General features: G+C 34.3%; 23 protein-coding genes and 1 tRNA gene. 18 read left to right on the top strand and 6 right to left on the bottom strand.

Annotation, left to right across the window (positions count from 1 at the left end):
* Positions 1-26 precede the first annotated feature (26 nt).
* From focA to thiI, 5 genes are all read right to left on the bottom strand, one after another.
* Positions 27-875 carry a formate transporter FocA gene (focA, locus tag A9G41_RS07180; RefSeq protein WP_081302206.1) on the bottom strand — a complete coding sequence of 283 codons (849 nt, stop codon included), beginning with the start codon at positions 873-875 and terminating at the stop codon, positions 27-29.
* 1,086 nt (positions 876-1,961) lie between these two features.
* Entirely contained in the window at positions 1,962-2,447 is a 486-nt protein-coding gene (gene trmL / locus A9G41_RS07175) for a tRNA (uridine(34)/cytosine(34)/5-carboxymethylaminomethyluridine(34)-2'-O)-methyltransferase TrmL (protein ID WP_065567844.1), read from the bottom strand.
* A 15-nt stretch (positions 2,448-2,462) separates the two neighbouring features.
* Complete coding sequence (gene cpxA, locus A9G41_RS07170; protein WP_075539487.1) at positions 2,463-3,845, bottom strand: envelope stress sensor histidine kinase CpxA; 1,383 nt, start codon at positions 3,843-3,845, stop codon at positions 2,463-2,465.
* 28 nt (positions 3,846-3,873) lie between these two features.
* Complete coding sequence (locus A9G41_RS07165) at positions 3,874-4,596, bottom strand: response regulator (protein WP_065582687.1); 723 nt, start codon at positions 4,594-4,596, stop codon at positions 3,874-3,876.
* A 114-nt stretch (positions 4,597-4,710) separates the two neighbouring features.
* A complete protein-coding gene (gene thiI, locus A9G41_RS07160) occupies positions 4,711-6,159 on the bottom strand; it encodes a tRNA uracil 4-sulfurtransferase ThiI (RefSeq protein WP_065582686.1) in 1,449 nt (482 codons plus the stop codon).
* Positions 6,160-6,526: 367 nt separating this feature from the next.
* Between thiI and A9G41_RS07155 the strand changes: the two genes are divergently transcribed.
* From A9G41_RS07155 to A9G41_RS07105, 11 genes are all read left to right on the top strand, one after another.
* Positions 6,527-7,876 carry a hypothetical protein gene (locus A9G41_RS07155; protein ID WP_075539486.1) on the top strand — a complete coding sequence of 450 codons (1,350 nt, stop codon included), beginning with the start codon at positions 6,527-6,529 and terminating at the stop codon, positions 7,874-7,876.
* A gap of 211 nt (positions 7,877-8,087) precedes the next feature.
* On the top strand, positions 8,088-8,459 hold the full coding sequence (secG, locus tag A9G41_RS07150) for a preprotein translocase subunit SecG (protein WP_065582684.1): 372 nt from the start codon (positions 8,088-8,090) through the stop codon (positions 8,457-8,459).
* Positions 8,460-8,466: 7 nt separating this feature from the next.
* Positions 8,467-8,552: transfer RNA gene (locus A9G41_RS07145), tRNA-Leu, on the top strand.
* 185 nt (positions 8,553-8,737) lie between these two features.
* Positions 8,738-9,988: an integrase domain-containing protein gene (locus tag A9G41_RS07140; RefSeq protein ID WP_075539485.1), complete on the top strand. Its 1,251-nt coding sequence runs from the start codon at positions 8,738-8,740 to the stop codon at positions 9,986-9,988.
* A 795-nt stretch (positions 9,989-10,783) separates the two neighbouring features.
* Positions 10,784-11,161, top strand: a complete 378-nt coding sequence (locus tag A9G41_RS07135; protein WP_065582682.1) for a terminase small subunit — start codon at positions 10,784-10,786, stop codon at positions 11,159-11,161.
* Positions 11,162-11,782: 621 nt separating this feature from the next.
* A complete protein-coding gene (locus tag A9G41_RS07130; protein ID WP_065572347.1) occupies positions 11,783-11,995 on the top strand; it encodes a hypothetical protein in 213 nt (70 codons plus the stop codon).
* Between the two features lie 3 nt (positions 11,996-11,998).
* Positions 11,999-12,700 carry a nucleotidyl transferase AbiEii/AbiGii toxin family protein gene (locus tag A9G41_RS07125; RefSeq protein ID WP_065582681.1) on the top strand — a complete coding sequence of 234 codons (702 nt, stop codon included), beginning with the start codon at positions 11,999-12,001 and terminating at the stop codon, positions 12,698-12,700.
* 142 nt (positions 12,701-12,842) lie between these two features.
* The gene (locus A9G41_RS07120) at positions 12,843-13,802 is read left to right on the top strand and encodes a hypothetical protein (RefSeq protein ID WP_065582680.1); all 960 of its coding nucleotides are present in this window, start codon (positions 12,843-12,845) and stop codon (positions 13,800-13,802) included.
* 204 nt (positions 13,803-14,006) lie between these two features.
* Positions 14,007-14,207, top strand: coding sequence for a helix-turn-helix transcriptional regulator (locus tag A9G41_RS07115; protein WP_065566592.1), 201 nt, complete (start codon positions 14,007-14,009; stop codon positions 14,205-14,207).
* Positions 14,207-14,623: a hypothetical protein gene (locus tag A9G41_RS07110; RefSeq protein ID WP_065582679.1), complete on the top strand. Its 417-nt coding sequence runs from the start codon at positions 14,207-14,209 to the stop codon at positions 14,621-14,623. The genes A9G41_RS07115 and A9G41_RS07110 overlap by 1 nt, the downstream gene beginning before the upstream one ends.
* 100 nt (positions 14,624-14,723) lie before the next feature.
* Complete coding sequence (locus A9G41_RS07105) at positions 14,724-15,491, top strand: antA/AntB antirepressor family protein (RefSeq protein ID WP_082259630.1); 768 nt, start codon at positions 14,724-14,726, stop codon at positions 15,489-15,491.
* A 316-nt stretch (positions 15,492-15,807) separates the two neighbouring features.
* Here A9G41_RS07105 and A9G41_RS13975 read toward each other — a convergent pair whose 3' ends face one another.
* Entirely contained in the window at positions 15,808-15,972 is a 165-nt protein-coding gene (locus tag A9G41_RS13975) for a YlcI/YnfO family protein (protein WP_141673729.1), read from the bottom strand.
* A gap of 199 nt (positions 15,973-16,171) precedes the next feature.
* On the opposite strand from A9G41_RS13975, the gene A9G41_RS07100 reads away from it, so the two are divergent.
* From A9G41_RS07100 to A9G41_RS07070, 7 genes are all read left to right on the top strand, one after another.
* Complete coding sequence (locus A9G41_RS07100) at positions 16,172-16,513, top strand: hypothetical protein (protein WP_065652954.1); 342 nt, start codon at positions 16,172-16,174, stop codon at positions 16,511-16,513.
* Between the two features lies 1 nt (position 16,514).
* Entirely contained in the window at positions 16,515-16,733 is a 219-nt protein-coding gene (locus A9G41_RS07095) for a host cell division inhibitor Icd-like protein (RefSeq protein ID WP_065583106.1), read from the top strand.
* Positions 16,723-16,956 carry a hypothetical protein gene (locus A9G41_RS07090; protein ID WP_065582853.1) on the top strand — a complete coding sequence of 78 codons (234 nt, stop codon included), beginning with the start codon at positions 16,723-16,725 and terminating at the stop codon, positions 16,954-16,956. The genes A9G41_RS07095 and A9G41_RS07090 overlap by 11 nt, the downstream gene beginning before the upstream one ends.
* Entirely contained in the window at positions 16,949-17,170 is a 222-nt protein-coding gene (locus A9G41_RS07085) for a hypothetical protein (RefSeq protein ID WP_065582854.1), read from the top strand. Before A9G41_RS07090 ends, A9G41_RS07085 begins: the two co-directional genes overlap by 8 nt.
* A complete protein-coding gene (locus tag A9G41_RS07080) occupies positions 17,157-17,348 on the top strand; it encodes a hypothetical protein (RefSeq protein ID WP_065583105.1) in 192 nt (63 codons plus the stop codon). The genes A9G41_RS07085 and A9G41_RS07080 overlap by 14 nt, the downstream gene beginning before the upstream one ends.
* Positions 17,341-17,715 (top strand): hypothetical protein, encoded by a 375-nt coding sequence (locus tag A9G41_RS07075; RefSeq protein ID WP_065583104.1) that lies wholly within the window; start codon positions 17,341-17,343, stop codon positions 17,713-17,715. The genes A9G41_RS07080 and A9G41_RS07075 overlap by 8 nt, the downstream gene beginning before the upstream one ends.
* A 10-nt stretch (positions 17,716-17,725) precedes the next feature.
* On the top strand, positions 17,726-18,925 hold a 1,200-nt coding region (locus A9G41_RS07070; protein ID WP_179854688.1), incomplete at its 3' end, for a primase-helicase zinc-binding domain-containing protein.

Below are 18,925 nucleotides of genomic sequence, written 5' to 3'. Positions count from 1 at the left end.
TTTATATGAGGATAAATATCATAAAATCAATGTGGCTTACGTAAATATAAAGCCCAATAAGGTAGTGCAACCGCTAAACCACCTAAAATATTCCCAATTGTTACAGGAATTAAATTATTTAAAACAAAATGCGTTACCGTTAGTTCTTTAAATGCATCAGGAGACACGCCAATTGCTTGCCAAAATTCGGGTGACGCAAAGTTATTAATCACAATACCCATTGGGATCATAAACATATTGGCAATGCTATGCTCAAAACCACTGGCAACAAACATTGCAACAGGAAGGACCATGATTAACATCTTATCAAGTAAACTACGACCTGCATAACTTAGCCATGCAGCTAAACAAACCATTAGATTAGCTAAAAAACCAAGGCATACGGCCTCAATAAAGGTATGATGTAACTTGTGATCTGCCGTTTGAAGAACATTTAGCCCCCATAAGCCATTAGCAACCATATACTGGCCAGAAAACCAAATTACTGTGACAAACAGTATAGCACCAATAAAGTTACCGATATAGACTAAAATCCAATTACGGAGCATTTTTATCCAGCTCACTTTGTGCGTCATTTTAGGCAAAATCGTTAATACTGTTGAAGTAAATAAGTCTGAGCCACAGCAAACAACCAGCATAAGACCTAATGAGAAACAAATGCCCCCCACCAATTTTGCTAAGCCAAACGCAACTGTTGCAGTGCCTGTGGTTACGGTAATGTAAAATACGAAAGCAATTGAGATAAAAACACCTGCAAGAATTGCAGATAAAATCGTGCTAGCTGGGTGTTTGTTTACTTTGTAATGGCCAATGTCTTCGGCAATTTGGGTCATTTGTGCGGGAGAATATGAATCAACAAGTTTATCGGTACTCAAACTAACATCCTCAAAAAAACTAGGGTTTTATGAGAGGCATAGTATACTCAAAATTTGACGCAGATCACGTTTTTTTTTATTAAAAATAATTTAAAGCTCAAAAAGCGTTGTTTATTAAAGATATTGACTATAGTAAAAAAATAGTAAGCTCTATTTTATAAAAAAACATACTATTATCTTTAATAAGCCGCTTTAGTAACGTGAATTTCTGTACGATGTAGGCTTACTTTGCTTGTTGACCAATATGTTATCTAATTAAATTTATTAGAGAAATTTTAACAAAAAAGCCTGATTAATTTTTTAAACAAAAGCTAATGTGCTTTTTTTATAGTTACTCTTATCATCGAATATCGCCTTTTGAGGCTATCTTGGCAATGTTTTGATATTTAAATGTTGTGGTATTCAAATTTTTCCAGAAAAATTCGTTCCGCTTTTGTCACTCTGTTTTACGCAACCACGCTGATTTATTGCTGATAAAACAGTATCTCACTAGATATCTTTGTTTGGCGGACGAATCTGGCTCTGTCGGTGTCATATTCTGCCACCGAATAACACTGTGCTATTATTCAGTTAGCGAATTAAAAAGGAAGCCTTTTTATTAAAAAAATACTTCAGAAAAACCATTGATTTTATTTAAGTTTTTATTTTATGTAAAATCATATAGTTACAAAGTATTACGTATAAAGTATTACACTTTTTGGCTTGACTTCTAAACCTAAAATTTTTTAAGCTTTTTATTGACTTACGCAACTGCGCTGATTTATTGCTGATAAAACAGTATCTCACTAGCTATCTTTGTTTGGCAGGCTAATCTGACTCTATCGGTGGTATATTCTGCCACCAAATAACAATGTGCGATTATTCAGTTAGTGAATTAAAAAGGAAGCCTTTTTATTAAAAAAACACTTCAGAAAAACCATTGATTTTATTGAAGTTTTTATTTTGTGTGAAATCATATAGTTATAAAGTATTGCACTTTTTGGCTTAACATCCAAGCCTAAAATTTTGTAAGTGTTTTAGGTAGCTATGCAATTATGGTAATGATGCGTAAGCCGCTTGTCAGTTTATTCTTTCAAAAACAATAATCTATTTTGCTCCCATGTAACCTAGCTGGCGCCATGATTCGTAAACGACAACAGCTACCGAGTTAGATAAGTTCATACTACGGCTTGTGGCTAACATAGGAATACGTATTTTTTTATCTTGAGGCAGTGCATCTAGTATTGTGTTAGGTAAGCCGCGGGTTTCTGGGCCAAACATTAAAAAGTCATTTTGTTGGTAATTAACTTCACTATGCGGTTTTTGTCCTTTTGTGGTTAAAGCATACACTTGTGTTAACCAGTCTATTTGATTGGTATCTACAAAATGGTCCAAATTTTTGTAACGTTTTACATCGACAAATTCTTGATAATCAAGCCCTGCTCGTTTTAACTTTTTGTCATCCCAATAAAAGCCCATGGGTTCAATAATATGTAAGTTAAAGCCAGTGTTAGCGCAAAGACGAATAATGTTGCCAGTATTGGCAGGAATTTCCGGTTCAAATAAAACGATGTTTAATGCAGTATTTGACACAATAGTTCTCTTTTATTATTTATATTTATGAATGGGTAATATTATCACAATTCGAAGTCCACCAAGGTGGCTTTTTTCTGCGGTAACCGTGCCGTGATCGCGTATGATTGCATTAGCGACTATTGCGAGCCCGAGTCCTGTTCCACCAGATTGTCGATCACGCGCTTCGCTTGTGCGATAAAATGGCCTAAATATTTGCGCTAATTCACTTTCAGCTACACCTATGCCATCATCATCTATGGTAATTGTTATCTTTTGTTTTTTTACTTCAAAATTGATAATAATTTGTTTGTTTGAATAGCGAAATGCGTTTCGTATAACATTTTCAAGTGCACTGCATAACGCAACTGGATAACATAAAATAGTGTGGTTAGTTGGCCGATTAACCACTGAAAAACTTTTTCCTATTTGTTCGGCTTCAAACGCCGCATTATCCAACACGGGTTTAAATAGAAGATCAATTTGATTAAATTCACGAATTTCATTATTGTCATATTGCTGTCTTGCCAATAATAGTAAGTCACCAATCATAGCATCTAGCTTTATTGCTTCATTATTGATACGTATAACTTCACTGCTTTCGCCTTGTTTTCGACGCAATAAAGAAGTAGCAAGTTGTAAGCGTGTTAGTGGTGTACGTAATTCGTGAGAGATATCTGAAAACAGACGTTGTTGCAATGCTTGCATTCGTTTTAGCTCTCTTAACATAAGATTAAAACTAGCGCCCGTTGCTTTATATTCAGATGATCCTATTTTTTCAAGATCTGGCCACTCTTGCAAATTACCTTTAGCAACCTGATCTGCCGCTTGTTTTAGCCTTCGTGCCGGTTTTGCTATGCTCCAAGATAACCAAAGCAAAAAAGGTGAACTGGCCAGCATAGTCAGCGTTAGTAATAAAAAAGGGTGATCAAAAATAAAATTAACAAATTGGGATTGGCTATCTGTTGCGGGTTGTAAAATATATAATTGATATTGAGCATTCGTATAATGAATCAAAAAAGGCCCTATAATTTCTTGGGCATCATAAATCTGCTTTGCTGGATCATCAACATTATGAGATTTTTGGCTAAAGTTTTTTATCAAATCAATATTTTTAGTTTCAGCGGTTATAATTTGCTCATTGGGAGTAACTATAAATAAAGATTGAGCTGGTTTTTGATGCGTATTCATTACCACAATAAAACGCATCCACCAGCGAAAACTATCTTTGGGTACATTGGCAAGATCATTTTCAATTTGTCGAGCAAGTTTATTACCGATTTCTTTATCTTTATTTGCTAAATACGTTAAATTTCGCGAATCGAGATTGGGTAGCACCATAATTAACATTAAGAAAGAAGCTATCGTTAATAAAAATATAGTGAAAATTTTGATAGCTAGCCTGTCAAAAAACCACATGTTATCTGACCTTTATTATAGTATTATTCTAGTCTTGTAATAAATCATCATGTCGGTCAATGACAAATAAGTAGCCTTTAGAACGTAATGTTTTAATCCAAGGTAAACCATCACTTCTTGGCGGAAGCTTTTTGCGCAAATTAGACACGTGAACATCAATCGAGCGAGCTAGTGGAACAAACTTTTTTCCTAAAACCGATGCAGTTAGCATGTCGCGTGAAATTATTTTACCCCCTTGCTCAATAAATTTTAGCAATACTTGAAACTCTGTCCCTGTTAAATCAATGTACTTATTATCAAAAAAAGCAGCTTGTTGTTTTCGATTTACGTTAAGTTTATCAATAATATATTGAGTTGGCTTATCAGAATCATCATTTGAGATATTATCCCAACGTGCTCTTCGTAATTGCGCATTAATTCGAGCTATAAGTTCTCTGTCATTGAATGGTTTTAGAATGTAATCATCAGCACCAAGCTCAAGCCCATTAATTTTATCATGTTCATTATCTTTGGCTGTTAAAAAAATAATCGGAACTGTAAATTGAGATCTGAGTTGAGATAACACACTAAACCCGTTCATTTCAGGCATCATAATATCAAGTAGCACAAGATCGATAGTATCGTCAAATTTTTCTAAAGCCTCAATGCCCGTATTAGCGATTTCAATTTGATACCCTTCTAATTCGAGCAATTCACGTAATAATAAAGCAATCTCAACATCATCATCAACTATAAGTAATTTGCTATTCATTACACTCCTCTTTATATATTTTTGATATTTATGTTAAATAACAAGCATAATTTATGCACAAAATCCATTATATATGTAAAAAATACAAATAATATAGTAACGTATTGTTAAGTTTTATAAAGTAAATATTTTTACGTTATTAAATCCTTGATCGATTAAATAAAGTGCTTGTAACTTGCTCATAACACCACGATCGCAATATAGTAAATATTGTTTTGACTGATCCAAATTGCCAAATTGTGTTGCTAATTTATAAAATGGAATAAGTTTGATTTCAACATCATTCAATACAAGTGGATTATCCTCTTGCTCGTCTGGCGAACGAATGTCAATGACCACGTGATCAGCATTAAGTGTTGTAATTGTTTCAACATGAGTAATCTTAGTGTCAGCTTGTTTAGCAATCTCACGAATATCAATATTTTCAGCTTCAGCAACGGCTTTATCTAAAATAGTGAAATCAAAATTCAGCTCTTCCGCTTCAATTTTTTCTTTTACTGCTTTAACTGTTGGGCTTTTAGAAATCACACCACAAAATTCTGGCATGGTTTTAGCTATATCCTCAGTACCAATTTGGCGCGCAAGATTGATAATTGTTTCTTTATCATGTGTGATTAGAGGTCGTAAGATTAGTGTGTCACTAACATTATCAATTAATCGTAAATTGGTCAGCGTTTGGCTCGACACTTGCCCTAATGCCTCTCCAGTAACAAGTGCTTCTACTTTATAGCGCTGTGCAATTTTTGATGCAGCACGAACCATCATCCGTTTTAAAACAACGCCCATTTGTCCATCATCGATCTTCTCAAGAATTTCACCAACAACATCGGAAAAATTAATCGCAATAAAACGCACTTTATGCGAACTACCATAACGTTCCCAAAGATAATGAGCCATTTGTTTAACACCAATCTCGTGATTTTTCCCACCAAGATTAAAGAAGCAATAATGTACACGGCTTCCACGTCGCATTAACATGTAACTTGACACGCCTGAATCAAAACCACCCGATATAAGTGAAATGACATCTTCTTGTGTACCCGTAGGAAAACCACCAATGCCAGTATGCCGACCTTTAACAAGTAGTAATTTGTCGTTATCAATTTCAAGGTTAACCGTAATTTCTGGATGATTTAATTTAACCTTAGCCGAAGAAACATATTGATTGAGCCCACCACCAACATAACGTTCAACATCAATTGAAGAAAATTCATGCTTGCCACGACGTTTTACACGTACACAAAATGTTTTATCTTCAATTAATGGCGCATAATAAACCACTGCCTTTTCAAAAATATCATGCATATCAACGAAAGTGATTTCATCAACGGCTAAAATATGATGAATACCGGGGATCCGTGTTAATAATTCGAGTATCTTGGTTTCACTATTTTCAATTTTTGGGCGAACTTCAATAAAATCCCAATGACGAATAACGGCAACATCTTCAATATGGTGTTTTAAAATATTACGGATATTGCTGGTGAGTATTTTAATAAAACGCAAACGAACAGAATCACTTTTGATGGTTATTTCAGGAAAAAGTTTAACAATAAATTTCATAAATAGAGCTTACCATAATAAAAATGGCAACATTATACTGCTTTTTAGATAAGAACGCACAATTGATTATTATACTCTCACTATTAGAGCAAGCTGACTAATATTCCATATTTAAAAAACTTTACAAAAAAGTGGTTCAAGTTAAATGATGAAATAGACTATACTACTGGTTAGCTATATATTATTAACTATAACATTTAAAAACAATAACAAAAACAATATGTTAAATTGACAAATTGAATAAAGGAGTTTATAATGGCAAACAGCAAACAGCAAACAGCAAACAGGTTATAAATTAAACAAAAATATCGTTGCTTCAACACTTTTCTTTATCTCTTGCCCTTTTTCATTCTCAGCTTCAGCTACGTTGTCGGCAGTAACTGCAAACTCGATTAAAGGGAATGCACCAATTTTTATTTCAAATTTTTCTGAAAATAACTTAGGGTTTACCGTCAAAGATATCTTTTATAATGAACAATTAAATAATATTCCTACATTTTTTGATAAAAACCTAACTCTCAATGATTTTATTATCAAAATACCGACAATCGATGAACTTAACTTATCGCCAACCCAAAACTATTACGATGAAGATGGCGATAAAGGGAAAACATCAGAACAAGGTACTTTTTCTTTTAGTTCAATCAACTTTAAATGGTTTGATAATGCAGGGCAAGAAATTACAAAATCACAATATAATAAAGCCATTGGTTGTGGTAGTGGATTTCAAATGCCACTTAAGTTAGCTATTACCCTCTCTGATGTACAAGTCCATTCTGAATATGGCGATCCCAAAGATAGCCAATTATCTAATTTAACCAAAGTCTATCAAATCAACACCACATCAGAGATCTGTTTTGCTAAACCCAACCAAATGATAGTTAATAATAAACAAACTTGGGGAAGCCCCTATCATTTTACCAAAAATGGAAAAACGGATTGTGCGCTTATAGGTTATAATGATATTGATAGCTCAATTGTCGATTACAACCGAGGAGATAAAGGGTGGAATAAGCCAGGCACAGAATATAGAGATCATCTTTGTGGTGGAGGATACGATCATAACGTGTTTGATCCTATCAATGGATTTTATGCCTCTGCCAATCCAAAATTTCCAACAACAGGATTTCCGGGAGCGCAGTTTCAATTAATTATGACAGGAGCACAAACAGATTGGGACTATTCTATTAATGCTAACCCTGTAAATAGTGTGACTGTAGATAAATATGGCATGGTTGTACTTAATAGTAAACCTACTGGCTCAGTGACTATATCAGCAAAATTTAAGCCTGATCCCAATATAGTAAAAACTTACACATTTAATCCAACCAAAACTTGGGTTATACCACAAGGAGATGTCCTTCACACTTATGAGCAAGCAAAAATCGCTTGTGGAGGTGAAAAAAACATACCAACTAGAGCCGAAATGTCTAATTCGCCTAATGCATCAGAAACATGGTTAGAAGACCCTTTGAAATGGGATCTGTTTACACGCGCAATTAATCAAGGATTACTAAGTGAATGGGGAATGGCAAATGATATTAACTATCCAAATTCAACTTGGTCCCACTATTACTACTGGTTTTTTTCATCTGATGAATTTCCACTGACAGAACAATATCCAGAATATTTTAACAAATATGCTATTGATGCTTGGATAGGACAAATTCAAGTATGGGGAAAAGAACAGTTATTACATGCTGTATGCAAAGCATAATGGCGCCAATTCAAGTTGAAAAATAGTTTCGGTTGTAATAATGGTAATATCGATTTTAGTTTAAAAATTAGTAACTTTTTATTAATTAAAAAGGGCATTTTATAAAACAAGCCAACAATTCTTGAAATTTTACTTGCTTGTTGGCTTGTCTTTCGCTAATATTTCTCACCAATAGATTCTGTTGTAGAACATATAAAATTGACAGGTTGAAATGTACGAATTTTTGATTGTGAGTTATTTGATTATCGCTTTAGCGATTATCGCTTTAGTTTTGATTCAACGAGGCAAAGGGGCTGATATGGGTTCTTCTTTTGGTTCGGGTGCGTCAGCAACTTTGTTTGGTTCTTCTGGTAGTGGAAATTTTTTAACTCGCGCTACAACTTTGTTAGGTATTTTGTTTTTTATAATAAGCATTTTATTATCGAATTTGGGCAGCAAACCGCACGCAACTAGAACTGGCGAGTTTGATAACCTTGAAGATAGTATACCAACAACGCAACAAAACGAAAGCAAAACGGAACCAACAACCGTTCCTGTTGCTCAACCAACACAACAGAATTCAACATCGGATATTCCTGAATAAAAACGGCGCCGTGGTGGTGAAATTGGTAGACACGCTATCTTGAGGGGGTAGTGCTCTAAGAGCATGCGGGTTCAAGTCCCGCCCACGGCACCAAATCAATAAACAGCAACATTCTTTTAAACCCTACAAAGCACATCAAACCCAGTAATAACAAGCCTTAAAGTCTATTTTATTGCCCATTAAGTATCAGTAAGATACATTTACAACCAAAAATAATGGGGGTATATTTTGGGGTATAATTAAATACCTCTATTATTGCGTACCCCCAAAGGTAAAAAATGGCTGTAAAAACTACCCCCTTAACTGACACCCAAATAAAAGCGTTAAAAGCCACTAGTAAAGATAAAAAGTATTTTGATGGTGGTGGCCTTTTTCTATTAGTTAAATCAACAGGAGCTAAATTATGGCGATTTAAATATAAAAAACCGATATCACATAAAGAGACATTATTATCTTTCGGTAAATACCCAGAAACATCACTACAACAAGCGCGAAAACAACGAGATGAAGCACGCGAATTAATTAAACAAGGGATAGATCCACAACATTACAAAGCGGAACAAGAACAACGTAAGCAAGAAGCTTGTAATAATACCTTTTACGCTATGGCTGAAAGATGGCTTAAATTCAAAACAGAACAAGGATTAGAAGAGCAAACGCTCAAAAAAGCTTGGCGTTCATTAGAAAATCATGTTTTCCCTTATATAAAAGATATTCCAATAAACCAAGTAACAGCTATCAAAGCTATTAACGCATTACAGCCATTAAATAACAATAATAAATACGAGACAGTAAAAAGAGTATGTAGGCGAATCAATGAAATTATGTATTATGCTGTCAATATGGGCATCATTGATAATAACCCTCTAGCTAAAATCACCGATGTATTTAATAGTCCGAAAGTAAAAAATCAACCAACTATTCCCCCTACTGAGTTACCGCAGTTTATGCAAGCTTTAGCTATGGCAAAGATTGAATTACAAACCAGATGCGTGATTGAATGGCAGTTATTAACATTAACGCGACCAAGTGAAGCCGTTGGGGCTAAGTGGGAAGAAATTAATCTAGATAAAAAATTATGGAGTATTCCTGCCGAACGCATGAAAATGGATAGACCACACAATATACCTTTATCACCGCAAGCAATAAAAATACTTGAGATAATGAAATCTATTAATCATAAAAGCGAATTTGTTTTCCCAACCGCTAGACCTCCCTACAATAAGCCAATGAGTAGCCAGACTGCCAACATGGCAATAAAACGCATGGGATACAAAGATAAGTTAGTTGCGCATGGTTTAAGAGCTTTAGCAAGCACCGCTTTAAATGAGCAAGGTTTTAATTATGATGTCATTGAAAGCGCATTATCTCATGTGGATAAAAACGCAGTAAGGCGAGCTTATAACAAAGCTGAGTATGAGCGTCAAAAAAGAATCATGCTTGATTGGTGGGGCGACTTTGTCGAGCAAGCACGCCAAGGAAATGTCTCACTATCAGGTAACCGCAATTTAAAGCTAGTTAATCATTAACCATATCGCGCTACCCATACCATATTCATACCGTACCTCATATTTGAGTTACGCTTTCTCATGGATAAAACTATACTCAAATCTGAGTTACTTCAATAATACCCCTCCTCAAAATTGAGGGGAGCTTTTCAAATGTCACCCTTTACCTATGCCAATCATTAGGTTGTTTTTATGCTTACCTCCCCATAATCTTAAACTTTTAATATAAAGTGTTCACTACTATTCACCAACCTAATATTAATTCATATATATCAATATATTATATACTTATTATATATATTTTTTGGTGTTCACTAGTATTCACTAGTGTTCACTACTATACACATTCTTAAAATAATCCTGATCCTGTAATTAACCAATTGAAATATAAATATATTTATATAACGTTATTATTTTATTAAAATAAAATAATTATTAATCATAATGTTAAGTTAAAGTGATTTTAAGGTTGATCCAGGGCTATTATTGGAGGAAAAGACTAAATGTTCTATGGTGATTTTCACCATTCAGGTATTAAATTTGCAATCTCTAAAAAGCCAGCAGGTTTATTACATTGGTTTGAGTTACGCAACTATAGCTATTTATAATTACCCATTTAGTAATAGCAGTCAAAAAAATTATTTCAATTCGCGGTTTTGAATAAAAAGGAGGTTGGGCGGTTTTAGACGTGTAGAGTTATAGAAATTTGCTACCCCCTCCTATTGGCTGGGCTAATTTTGGACACGTTAAAAAGCAATCTAATAATTTGCCTTATTAGGTTATAATAGCCTTATTATTAGTAAGTTAGATAGCAATATGGCAGGAAGAAAACCAAAATTAAAGGAAATGTTAGAGCTAGGGCAAGAGTATTTGCATAAGCAGGGTTATATCAATAATGGCGAAGTGATCCCCTATGTGGCTGGGCTGGCTTTATATGCTAACTGTTCAAGGTCAAGTTTATATAATTACGCAAGTTCAAGCGAAGAATTTAAGGATGCATTAGAACTGATCAAAGCGCGCCAAGAAGTGGAATTAATTAATAAAGGCTTAAAAGGCGAATTTAACGCGAGTATTGCCAAATTGATGCTTGCTAATCATGGTTATTCTGAAAAGCAGATATTAGATCATCAATCTATGGGTAGTAGCATTACAACCAAGCCCAAACCAATGCGTATTGAGCTAGTAGCACCATAACCTAATAGATAATCACTAGTGCTTATAAAAAGGTATCCAAGCAAGTATCCAGCGAAAAGGCACCTAATAAATGGATACCAATTTCATCATACAAGCCAGTTAACAAGTTAGCGCATTCCAAGAGCGTACTTAATAGATACGTACTAACCATAGTTATATATCTTTGGTTTAACGAATGTGAAATCTGATGAATTGGTACGCACTAAAAATATATTTAACGAATAGCAACAAATAGAAGATAATGCTGAAATAATTACAACAGTTCGCTTCCATAAAAAAATGGAGGCAGCTTATCCTTATTATGAAGATAGCTATAATTGTAGTATCTTCTATGGGGGAGAATTTAAAAATCCCGATAAAGGCTTATTATTTTGCTGATAAACGTGCTTTATGTTTTGAAGCAGCGCGACGGCTTAAATATTTATTGCTGTTTTTTGCAAATGCTCTCATTTCTTTATCTTCAAGTGTTATTTTAATTCTGTAATTCTAACATAATTAAGTTGTGTTCATATATATTCAGTTATATACTTTTAAACACAGGGAGTTATTAGATCCTGTATATCTATTAAATGGTTGCCGTCAATTTATTTAAATGCGATTTTTATTTTAACGAGATAATGAATGCAAAATATCCAAGTAAATAGGTATCCTGCGTTAAATAAAATTTTGTGGGACTATCAAGGAAAAACAATTCCAGAAGACGAAGCTTTTAAAATTTATGAAAGAAGATGGTGCTTTATTAAAGATGTAAAGCTTGCTGCCAATGAAAAAAAATTAATCCATAAACTTATTAAAGAGTATGGAAATGGTTATTTCCTACCTACGTGCGTCTAATTTATGCCATATAAGTTAACTCATCACCAAATAATAGAGCATTTATTAAATAATTTTAATGTCGATTTTTTAGTTGATAACAATATTTATTTTGGCGGTGGAACTCGAATAGCATTAGAATTAAATGAGTTTAGGGAATCAATTGATATAGATTTATTGTGCCCTACTATTGAATCCTATAGAGCAGTAAGAAATACGGTAACCTCGGATAGTTTAGGACTCTTGGTTAAAAGAGAATTTCAATATATTAGAGAGATATCTTTTGACCGTTATGCTGTACGTGCATTTATTAAAGAAAATCCAAAACCCATAAAACTTGAAATTGTTAGCTTTGAAAAATATCAGTTAACAGGAAAACAAGATAAATTATTTCCTATACCATATTTAGATAAAGAAAGCTGTTTCTACACTAAGCTTTTAGCTAACGCCGACAGAGCCACACAACCACCATATAAAGATATCATTGATATTTTATTCATGCTCCATTGTTGGGGAAATATACCTCAATCTGCCTTATTAAATGCAAAGATGATTTATGGTAATAGCATTATAAATGGGTTAAAGATAGCGGCTAATGATATAGAAAAAAATAAAGAAAAATATTCAATAAATTGTATTAATTTAGGTATATCTAAGCAAAATACAAATATCATACTAAATGAAAGCTTGAATAAGCTTTTATCCTATTTAGAAAACCAAAAGTAATACCTCCTATTTTATGTATAAAAACACAGTGCTATAATGTACCTAACTGTATATTACTGTATTATTTGCGTCTAGGCTGATCCCCGAAAATTCGCAACCCTAGCGAACTGGCGCAAATATCTATTAGGGGCGTGAGGGGCGTATGGATGATAAAAAAAATAACATAATTTTACCTTATGTTGAAGCTATAAAAATCAAAGAAGTTTCACTAGCCTTAGATTGTTCTATTGATGATATTATCGAATGGGCACGTCGAGACTTAATAAGCTTATATATTGATACTAGTTCTCTTTATGGTGAATTAAGCATTTCCTGTAGAAGAAATGCTCCAGTTATAAATAATTATATTAATTTGCTAAATGAAATTAACAGGAAGTATCCAGATTATAACCGCAAAAGCGTTACAGATTTTGATTTTCAGGATTTATTCAAGTTACTACCTGTAAATAATACACCTTTATATCGAGGTAAATTCTTAATGGATAAATATCTAAGAAATGAAAGCGATGAAGATTATTTTAAATTAAGATTTATAGGGAAAGGTGAGGGTTTTTGGATATTTGATTATTATAATTTAAACCGCCAAAAAATAAGAACTATTAACTCTCAAGAGTTTTTTAAAGTAAAAAGTTTAAAATTAAACTATAAATATTATGATGCACAATCATTACCTCAAAATTACGCGAAAGGTTTGCGAGCAAGTTTCTTGTTATTAGATGAGATTCTTGTTTCTAGCGATGAGTTTTATATTCATAATCACGATTTTAATAATTTAAAAAATAATAAATTTGTTCAAGGTAAAAATGATATTAATAATATAAAGGAAAAATCACTAAATATAGGTAAGCCACCCCATTTTTATAAGAAGTTTGCCATTGATACGGCTTACTTAACCAGAAAGAGAAACCCTCAAAGCAAAGTTGCTGATATAGCAAGGAAAATACACTTTACAATTATTGATAATTTTAACTCTGCAAATCCCCCCACAAAAGACACTATTTCTAACTGGCTTTATGAAATAAAATTAGGAAGACCTACAGAGAAAAGTAGTAATGATTTTGAGTTAGTTATTCCTGATGAATGGCGTGATTATTCTGAATAAAATGGAAACTAATTTAGTAAAATGGGAATTATATCATTTTAATATATAGCGGTATTCAATGCTTAGTTATTGATAGTTAATCAGCTAATTTATTAGGTTTTTTCCCATTTTATTAAATGGTAAATTTTAATATTTAATGTAATGCATGTTTGTTTATACAGTTATATTCTTATAGCATCTTTTAGATACAGGAGAATATAACTAATGACCAATCAAATCCTATCCAAAAAAGAAGTAAAAACCTTACTACATTTCAAATCTGACACTAGCCTTTACACGCTAGAGAAGAAAGATAAAACTTTTCCGCAAAAAATTAGAATCGGTTTACGCCGTGTTGGCTATCGAGCTGATGAGATTTACTCTTGGCTTGAATCTCGCAGAGTAGAACGTCGTGAGGTAGCATAATGGTGATAAAGCAAAACCCTCTATACCGTGAAATAATCGAGGGCTTAGATTGGAACTTATTAGACACCTCCAATCATAGCCAATCTAATTATAAAAAGCTACCTAAAAAGCCGAGAGCTTACCTATTAATTGCGTGTAGTAGTGACAATGGCATTACTGAAAATGAGATATTACGCACCTGTAGGCTTTCTAGCGGTAGGAATTATTGTTCAGAACTAGAAAGAAAGTTAGGCATTACATTAAAGCGCATGGATGAATCTAATACCGACGGAATAGGCTCACATTATCGCTATTACCTAGCCAATAGGGAAGATGCTCAAAAGGTAGTTAATCTGATTCTTAGTTATGAAAATAGCTTATTAACTGATTCAGATATCAGCCAAATTTTAGCACTTTACCCAATTAAAGCAGCTTAATTAATTGATTTTATAGCAAAGCTCATTTTTGAGCCGACGGTATCCCCTTGCCTAAATTTAGCTAAAAGAGGGATTTTTCGACAAGTTAGGAGTAATACTTATGACAGAGTTTAATCATTTAGTACCAGTAACGGAAGCACAATTCAACGGCAAATTACAACAAACAGTTAGCGCGAAAGATTTACATCGTTTTCTTGGTGTAGGGCGTGATTTTTCTACATGGATTAAATCTCGTATTGATGAGTACGCATTGAGTCCAAATGATGATTATTTGCTATTGGATTATTCCCCCGAATTGGTGAATCAAAGCACAAATAATAAACAATATTCCCCAGTTTTGGGGAAAAATACCCAACGAGGTAGACCAGAAAAAGATTACTTATTAACAATTGGAACCGCTAAAGAATTGGCGATGATTGAAAACAACGAGAAAGGACGAGCAATAAGAAAGTACTTTATACGTTGTGAAGAACACCTTAAAGAAATCGCACCAGCAATCCAGAAGAAAGCGCTTAATCGATTAAAAGCACGTTTAAAAGTCGCAGATTATAGCCGTCCTATGTGTGACGCTTTAACAGAGCAACGTAAAGCACTGGGAAAAAGCGCAAATAACACCGTATTTACTAATGAATTCGATATGATTAACCGCATCGTATTAGGTACTACATCAAGCAAATACAAGAAAGCCAATAATCTTACTGGTAATATTCGTGACCACCTAAACGAATTTGAATTAAACCATATCGCATACCTTGAGAACGCAAATATAACATTAATCCATATTGGTTACGACTATCATCAGAGAAAAGCTGAGCTAATAAAGTTATCTCATGCTTATTTGATCCGTCATATGGCACAGGCGGCTTAATTATGATGACTACATGCTCATTTAACACCCTAGCTACCCAATCTCTAAATAATCGCTTAAATTGCTATTTTGACGGGATTAACGCCACCAAAAAGATTAAATCATTTTTCTTGATTAGCAATAATTCTAGTTTCCAGTCAAAAAACTATTTTAATGGAAGCCAGTGCAAAAATGCGCACTCAGTGCGCAGCGAAAACCGTTTTTTAATGCGTACTAATCATTACATGGGGTTGAATTTTAAAAGTAGGTTTCTTGAGTCCATAAAAAGGAGAATGGGAAAACAAATACCACCAATCAGCGGCATTAAGTTAAAAGATTATTTCTTATCTAGTTTAGCTAGTTTTTCGCGACAAGTAGCAATAACCCAAGCGGAAAAGTTAGTATTCTCTTTCTTGGATTGCTCGTCTATTCGCTCTATTAATTCATGGGGGAAGCGGATTGCTTTTCTATCCGATTTATTATTTTTGTTACCTGTAGCCATTTTTATACCTAAAAGATGCTTATTAGTGTGCAGACACTATACACGATCACTAAATAATAAAAAAGGCTTGACGTGTGCCCACACTATAAAATATAGTGAGCACACACCTGATGAATTTATTAGGTTAAAAAAACAATCCCCTGATGTGCTCGCAACACTATCAAGGGATCTAACCACAAACATTAAACGGAGTAATGCTATGGCTAATAGTAATGATACCCTACGCCCTAAAAATGGGCAACCTGACCTATCTAATTTAATTTCTGTTTTAAATCTCTATCAAGCAGATATTCCAACACACCATTTACTACAAGCTGAGAATCATTTTGAAGAACTACAGCAATCTATTCTATATGGAATAGGTGCGATTGGTAACCTGATGTTTTGGGCTAGTGAGAATGAGAGTTATTCGGAGCAGAACCTTAAAAGTGATATGCGCGATATTGGCTATTTACTAGCACAATTAAGGGATGTCGCTTGTTTCGCTTCAAATCAAATTAACCTACTTGATGCTACACAAAACCATAAGGGAGGTAAATAGTATGTTGAAAACGAATCATCAAGAAAAGGGTAATCGTGAAACCAAACTATTTAAATTCTATGACCTATCAATGGCTCAAGTAGTCCAAATAACGGCAACAACCGAACGCCAAGCACGCAAGAGCCTAGGCAAATCATCCCTTATCTTTATTGCCAGAATTCGCTTATATCCAGTTATTGAAGACACTAAAAGCTTTGGAGGTTATCACTATGGGCAATAATAACTTTCAGATATTAAATAACATCGAAACAAAACTTATTCAAGTTCGGAGCATGGCTAAAATTGCCTTAGATAACACTAACTATAAGTGCGCAGGATATGACGAGCCTTTTATCGAACAAGCCGACATGAGTAATTTACTATGGGTTATCGTTGATTTAGTAGAGCAAGCTTTTGATGAGTTACAAGAGTACGGGTTAACAGAGGATAATAATAATGGCTAATATCTCATTGGACGCAATTAATACTATCAATACAAGACTAGGACAAGCTAACGCTATCACCACGCTTTTAATGGCTGATTGTGATTCAAACACGCCAATTAACGAAGAATTACGCTCCTATGCCCTTGATGCTGTATCAGACTTAATTAACGATTCTAAAAAGCTATTTAGAAGCGAAACCGAGCGCAAGGAGGCAAAGAATGAAAGAGTTTGATTTTGTCCATAACGATGACGGCACTATTACCGCATTAAGGCTTAAAAATGGCAAATATGTAGCGCTACTTTCTTTTGGCAAGGATGAAATCTCTGATTTACTCGCCGATGTCACCAAGCGACTACCGCCCGAAGTTAGGCGATACATGGCACAAATTAAGGGGGTAAATCATGGATAATCAGCAAGAAGTAACAGCAATTCATCATAGTATCGTTGATTCTACCATGACGATTATCGCAGGTTTATTTTTAATTGAGCAGATTAATAAAAACGGTGCCAAGGTGTTTATTCATGAGGGTATCAAGATTGATATTGATAAAGATTTAATTGTTTTAGGGTTAAAAGTTAGTCTTGAAGAATGCTTGATTGAAGACTTTGGCGAAAGTGAGGGGTTAAATCGTACCTATGGACTATTAAAAAAGATGTACGCCGAAAGTGACGATAAACCTATGGCACTAACGCAATTCGGGCAAGAAATGCTTGCAACGTTATTTATTGATTTAGCCGAAGATATCAAAGCTGAATCTAACGCGATAATTCATTAAGGGGGATGTAATGAAAATCAATGAAATTACAGCCCAAGCCGTAGGTAAATGGGATTATATCTTTCAATCATTAGGTATTGAGGTGGGTAATGGCAAACATTGCCCTTGCCCTGTCTGTGGAGGTAAGGATAGATTTAGATTTGATAACCAAAATGGTAGAGGTACTTATATCTGTAACCAGTGCGGTAGTGGTGACGGCTTAGAGCTTATCAAAAACTATTGTCAATGCGACGCTAAAGAAGCATCGAGTAAAGTAGTGGAGTGTTTAAATCTTTCTAATCAGAATAACAAAATACGGGAAAATCTCGTATTTAGAAAAATAGATTCTGAACAATTACATAATGATAACATACCAGATAATCCCGTATGTAAAAGGGTCGAGTATTTGCTATCTAAAGCAACATTAGGGCAATCTCAATACCTGACCAAGAAAGGGTTAACCTTTGATTTACCCTTGTTAGATAACGGGCGCATTTTTGTGCCTATGCTGAATCTTCATAATGAATACGCAGGTGGTCAATTTATCGAGCCTGACGGCAGTAAGCACTTAATGAAAAACTCAAATAAGAAAAGTGCTTTTATATTAGTGCGCTCAATATTGAGCCGACCTGCCGAGGTGTGCGCAAATTTGCTCGCACACAATGAAATTATTATCTGTGAGGGTTTAGCCACAGGGATATCGATAGCGGAATTCCGCCAACAGTCTATTGTTATATCTGCCATTGACGCAGGCAATCTTATTCATGTAGCTAAGTCTATTCGTGAACTAAATCCTACTACTAAAATCATTATCGCAGGTGATAACGATATTGGTCAAAGCCCGAATACGGGCTTAGCTAAAGCAATAGAAGCGTCTCAAGCGGTAGATGGTTATTACTCAGTACCTGATACAGATTATAAATGTGATTGGGATGATTATAGACAACAATTTGGAAGTGATAACGCTTCGGCTCATTTTAATAAAAACCTCATAAAACCAGAGTTACCAACCGTGACAAAACTTAACATGCAAAACGAGTTATCAAGCATGAACCTATCGCAAATGGCATCAAGCCAACGCGCCGAACTGCTCAATCAATATTATGATAATAACCTTGCGATTAATCTTACTACCGATGAAATCTATCACTATCAAGATAACGCATGGCAACCTATAAGCGATAAACTGTTAATGCGAACGCTAGCCGATTTATTCACTCAATCAGGCGAG

It is taken from the genome of Gilliamella sp. Nev5-1 (assembly GCF_001690895.1).
Classification (GTDB): Bacteria; Pseudomonadota; Gammaproteobacteria; order Enterobacterales; family Orbaceae; genus Gilliamella; species Gilliamella apicola_C.
Note: the sequence above shows the minus strand (reverse complement) of the source record. Positions and strands in the feature narration are given on the sequence as shown.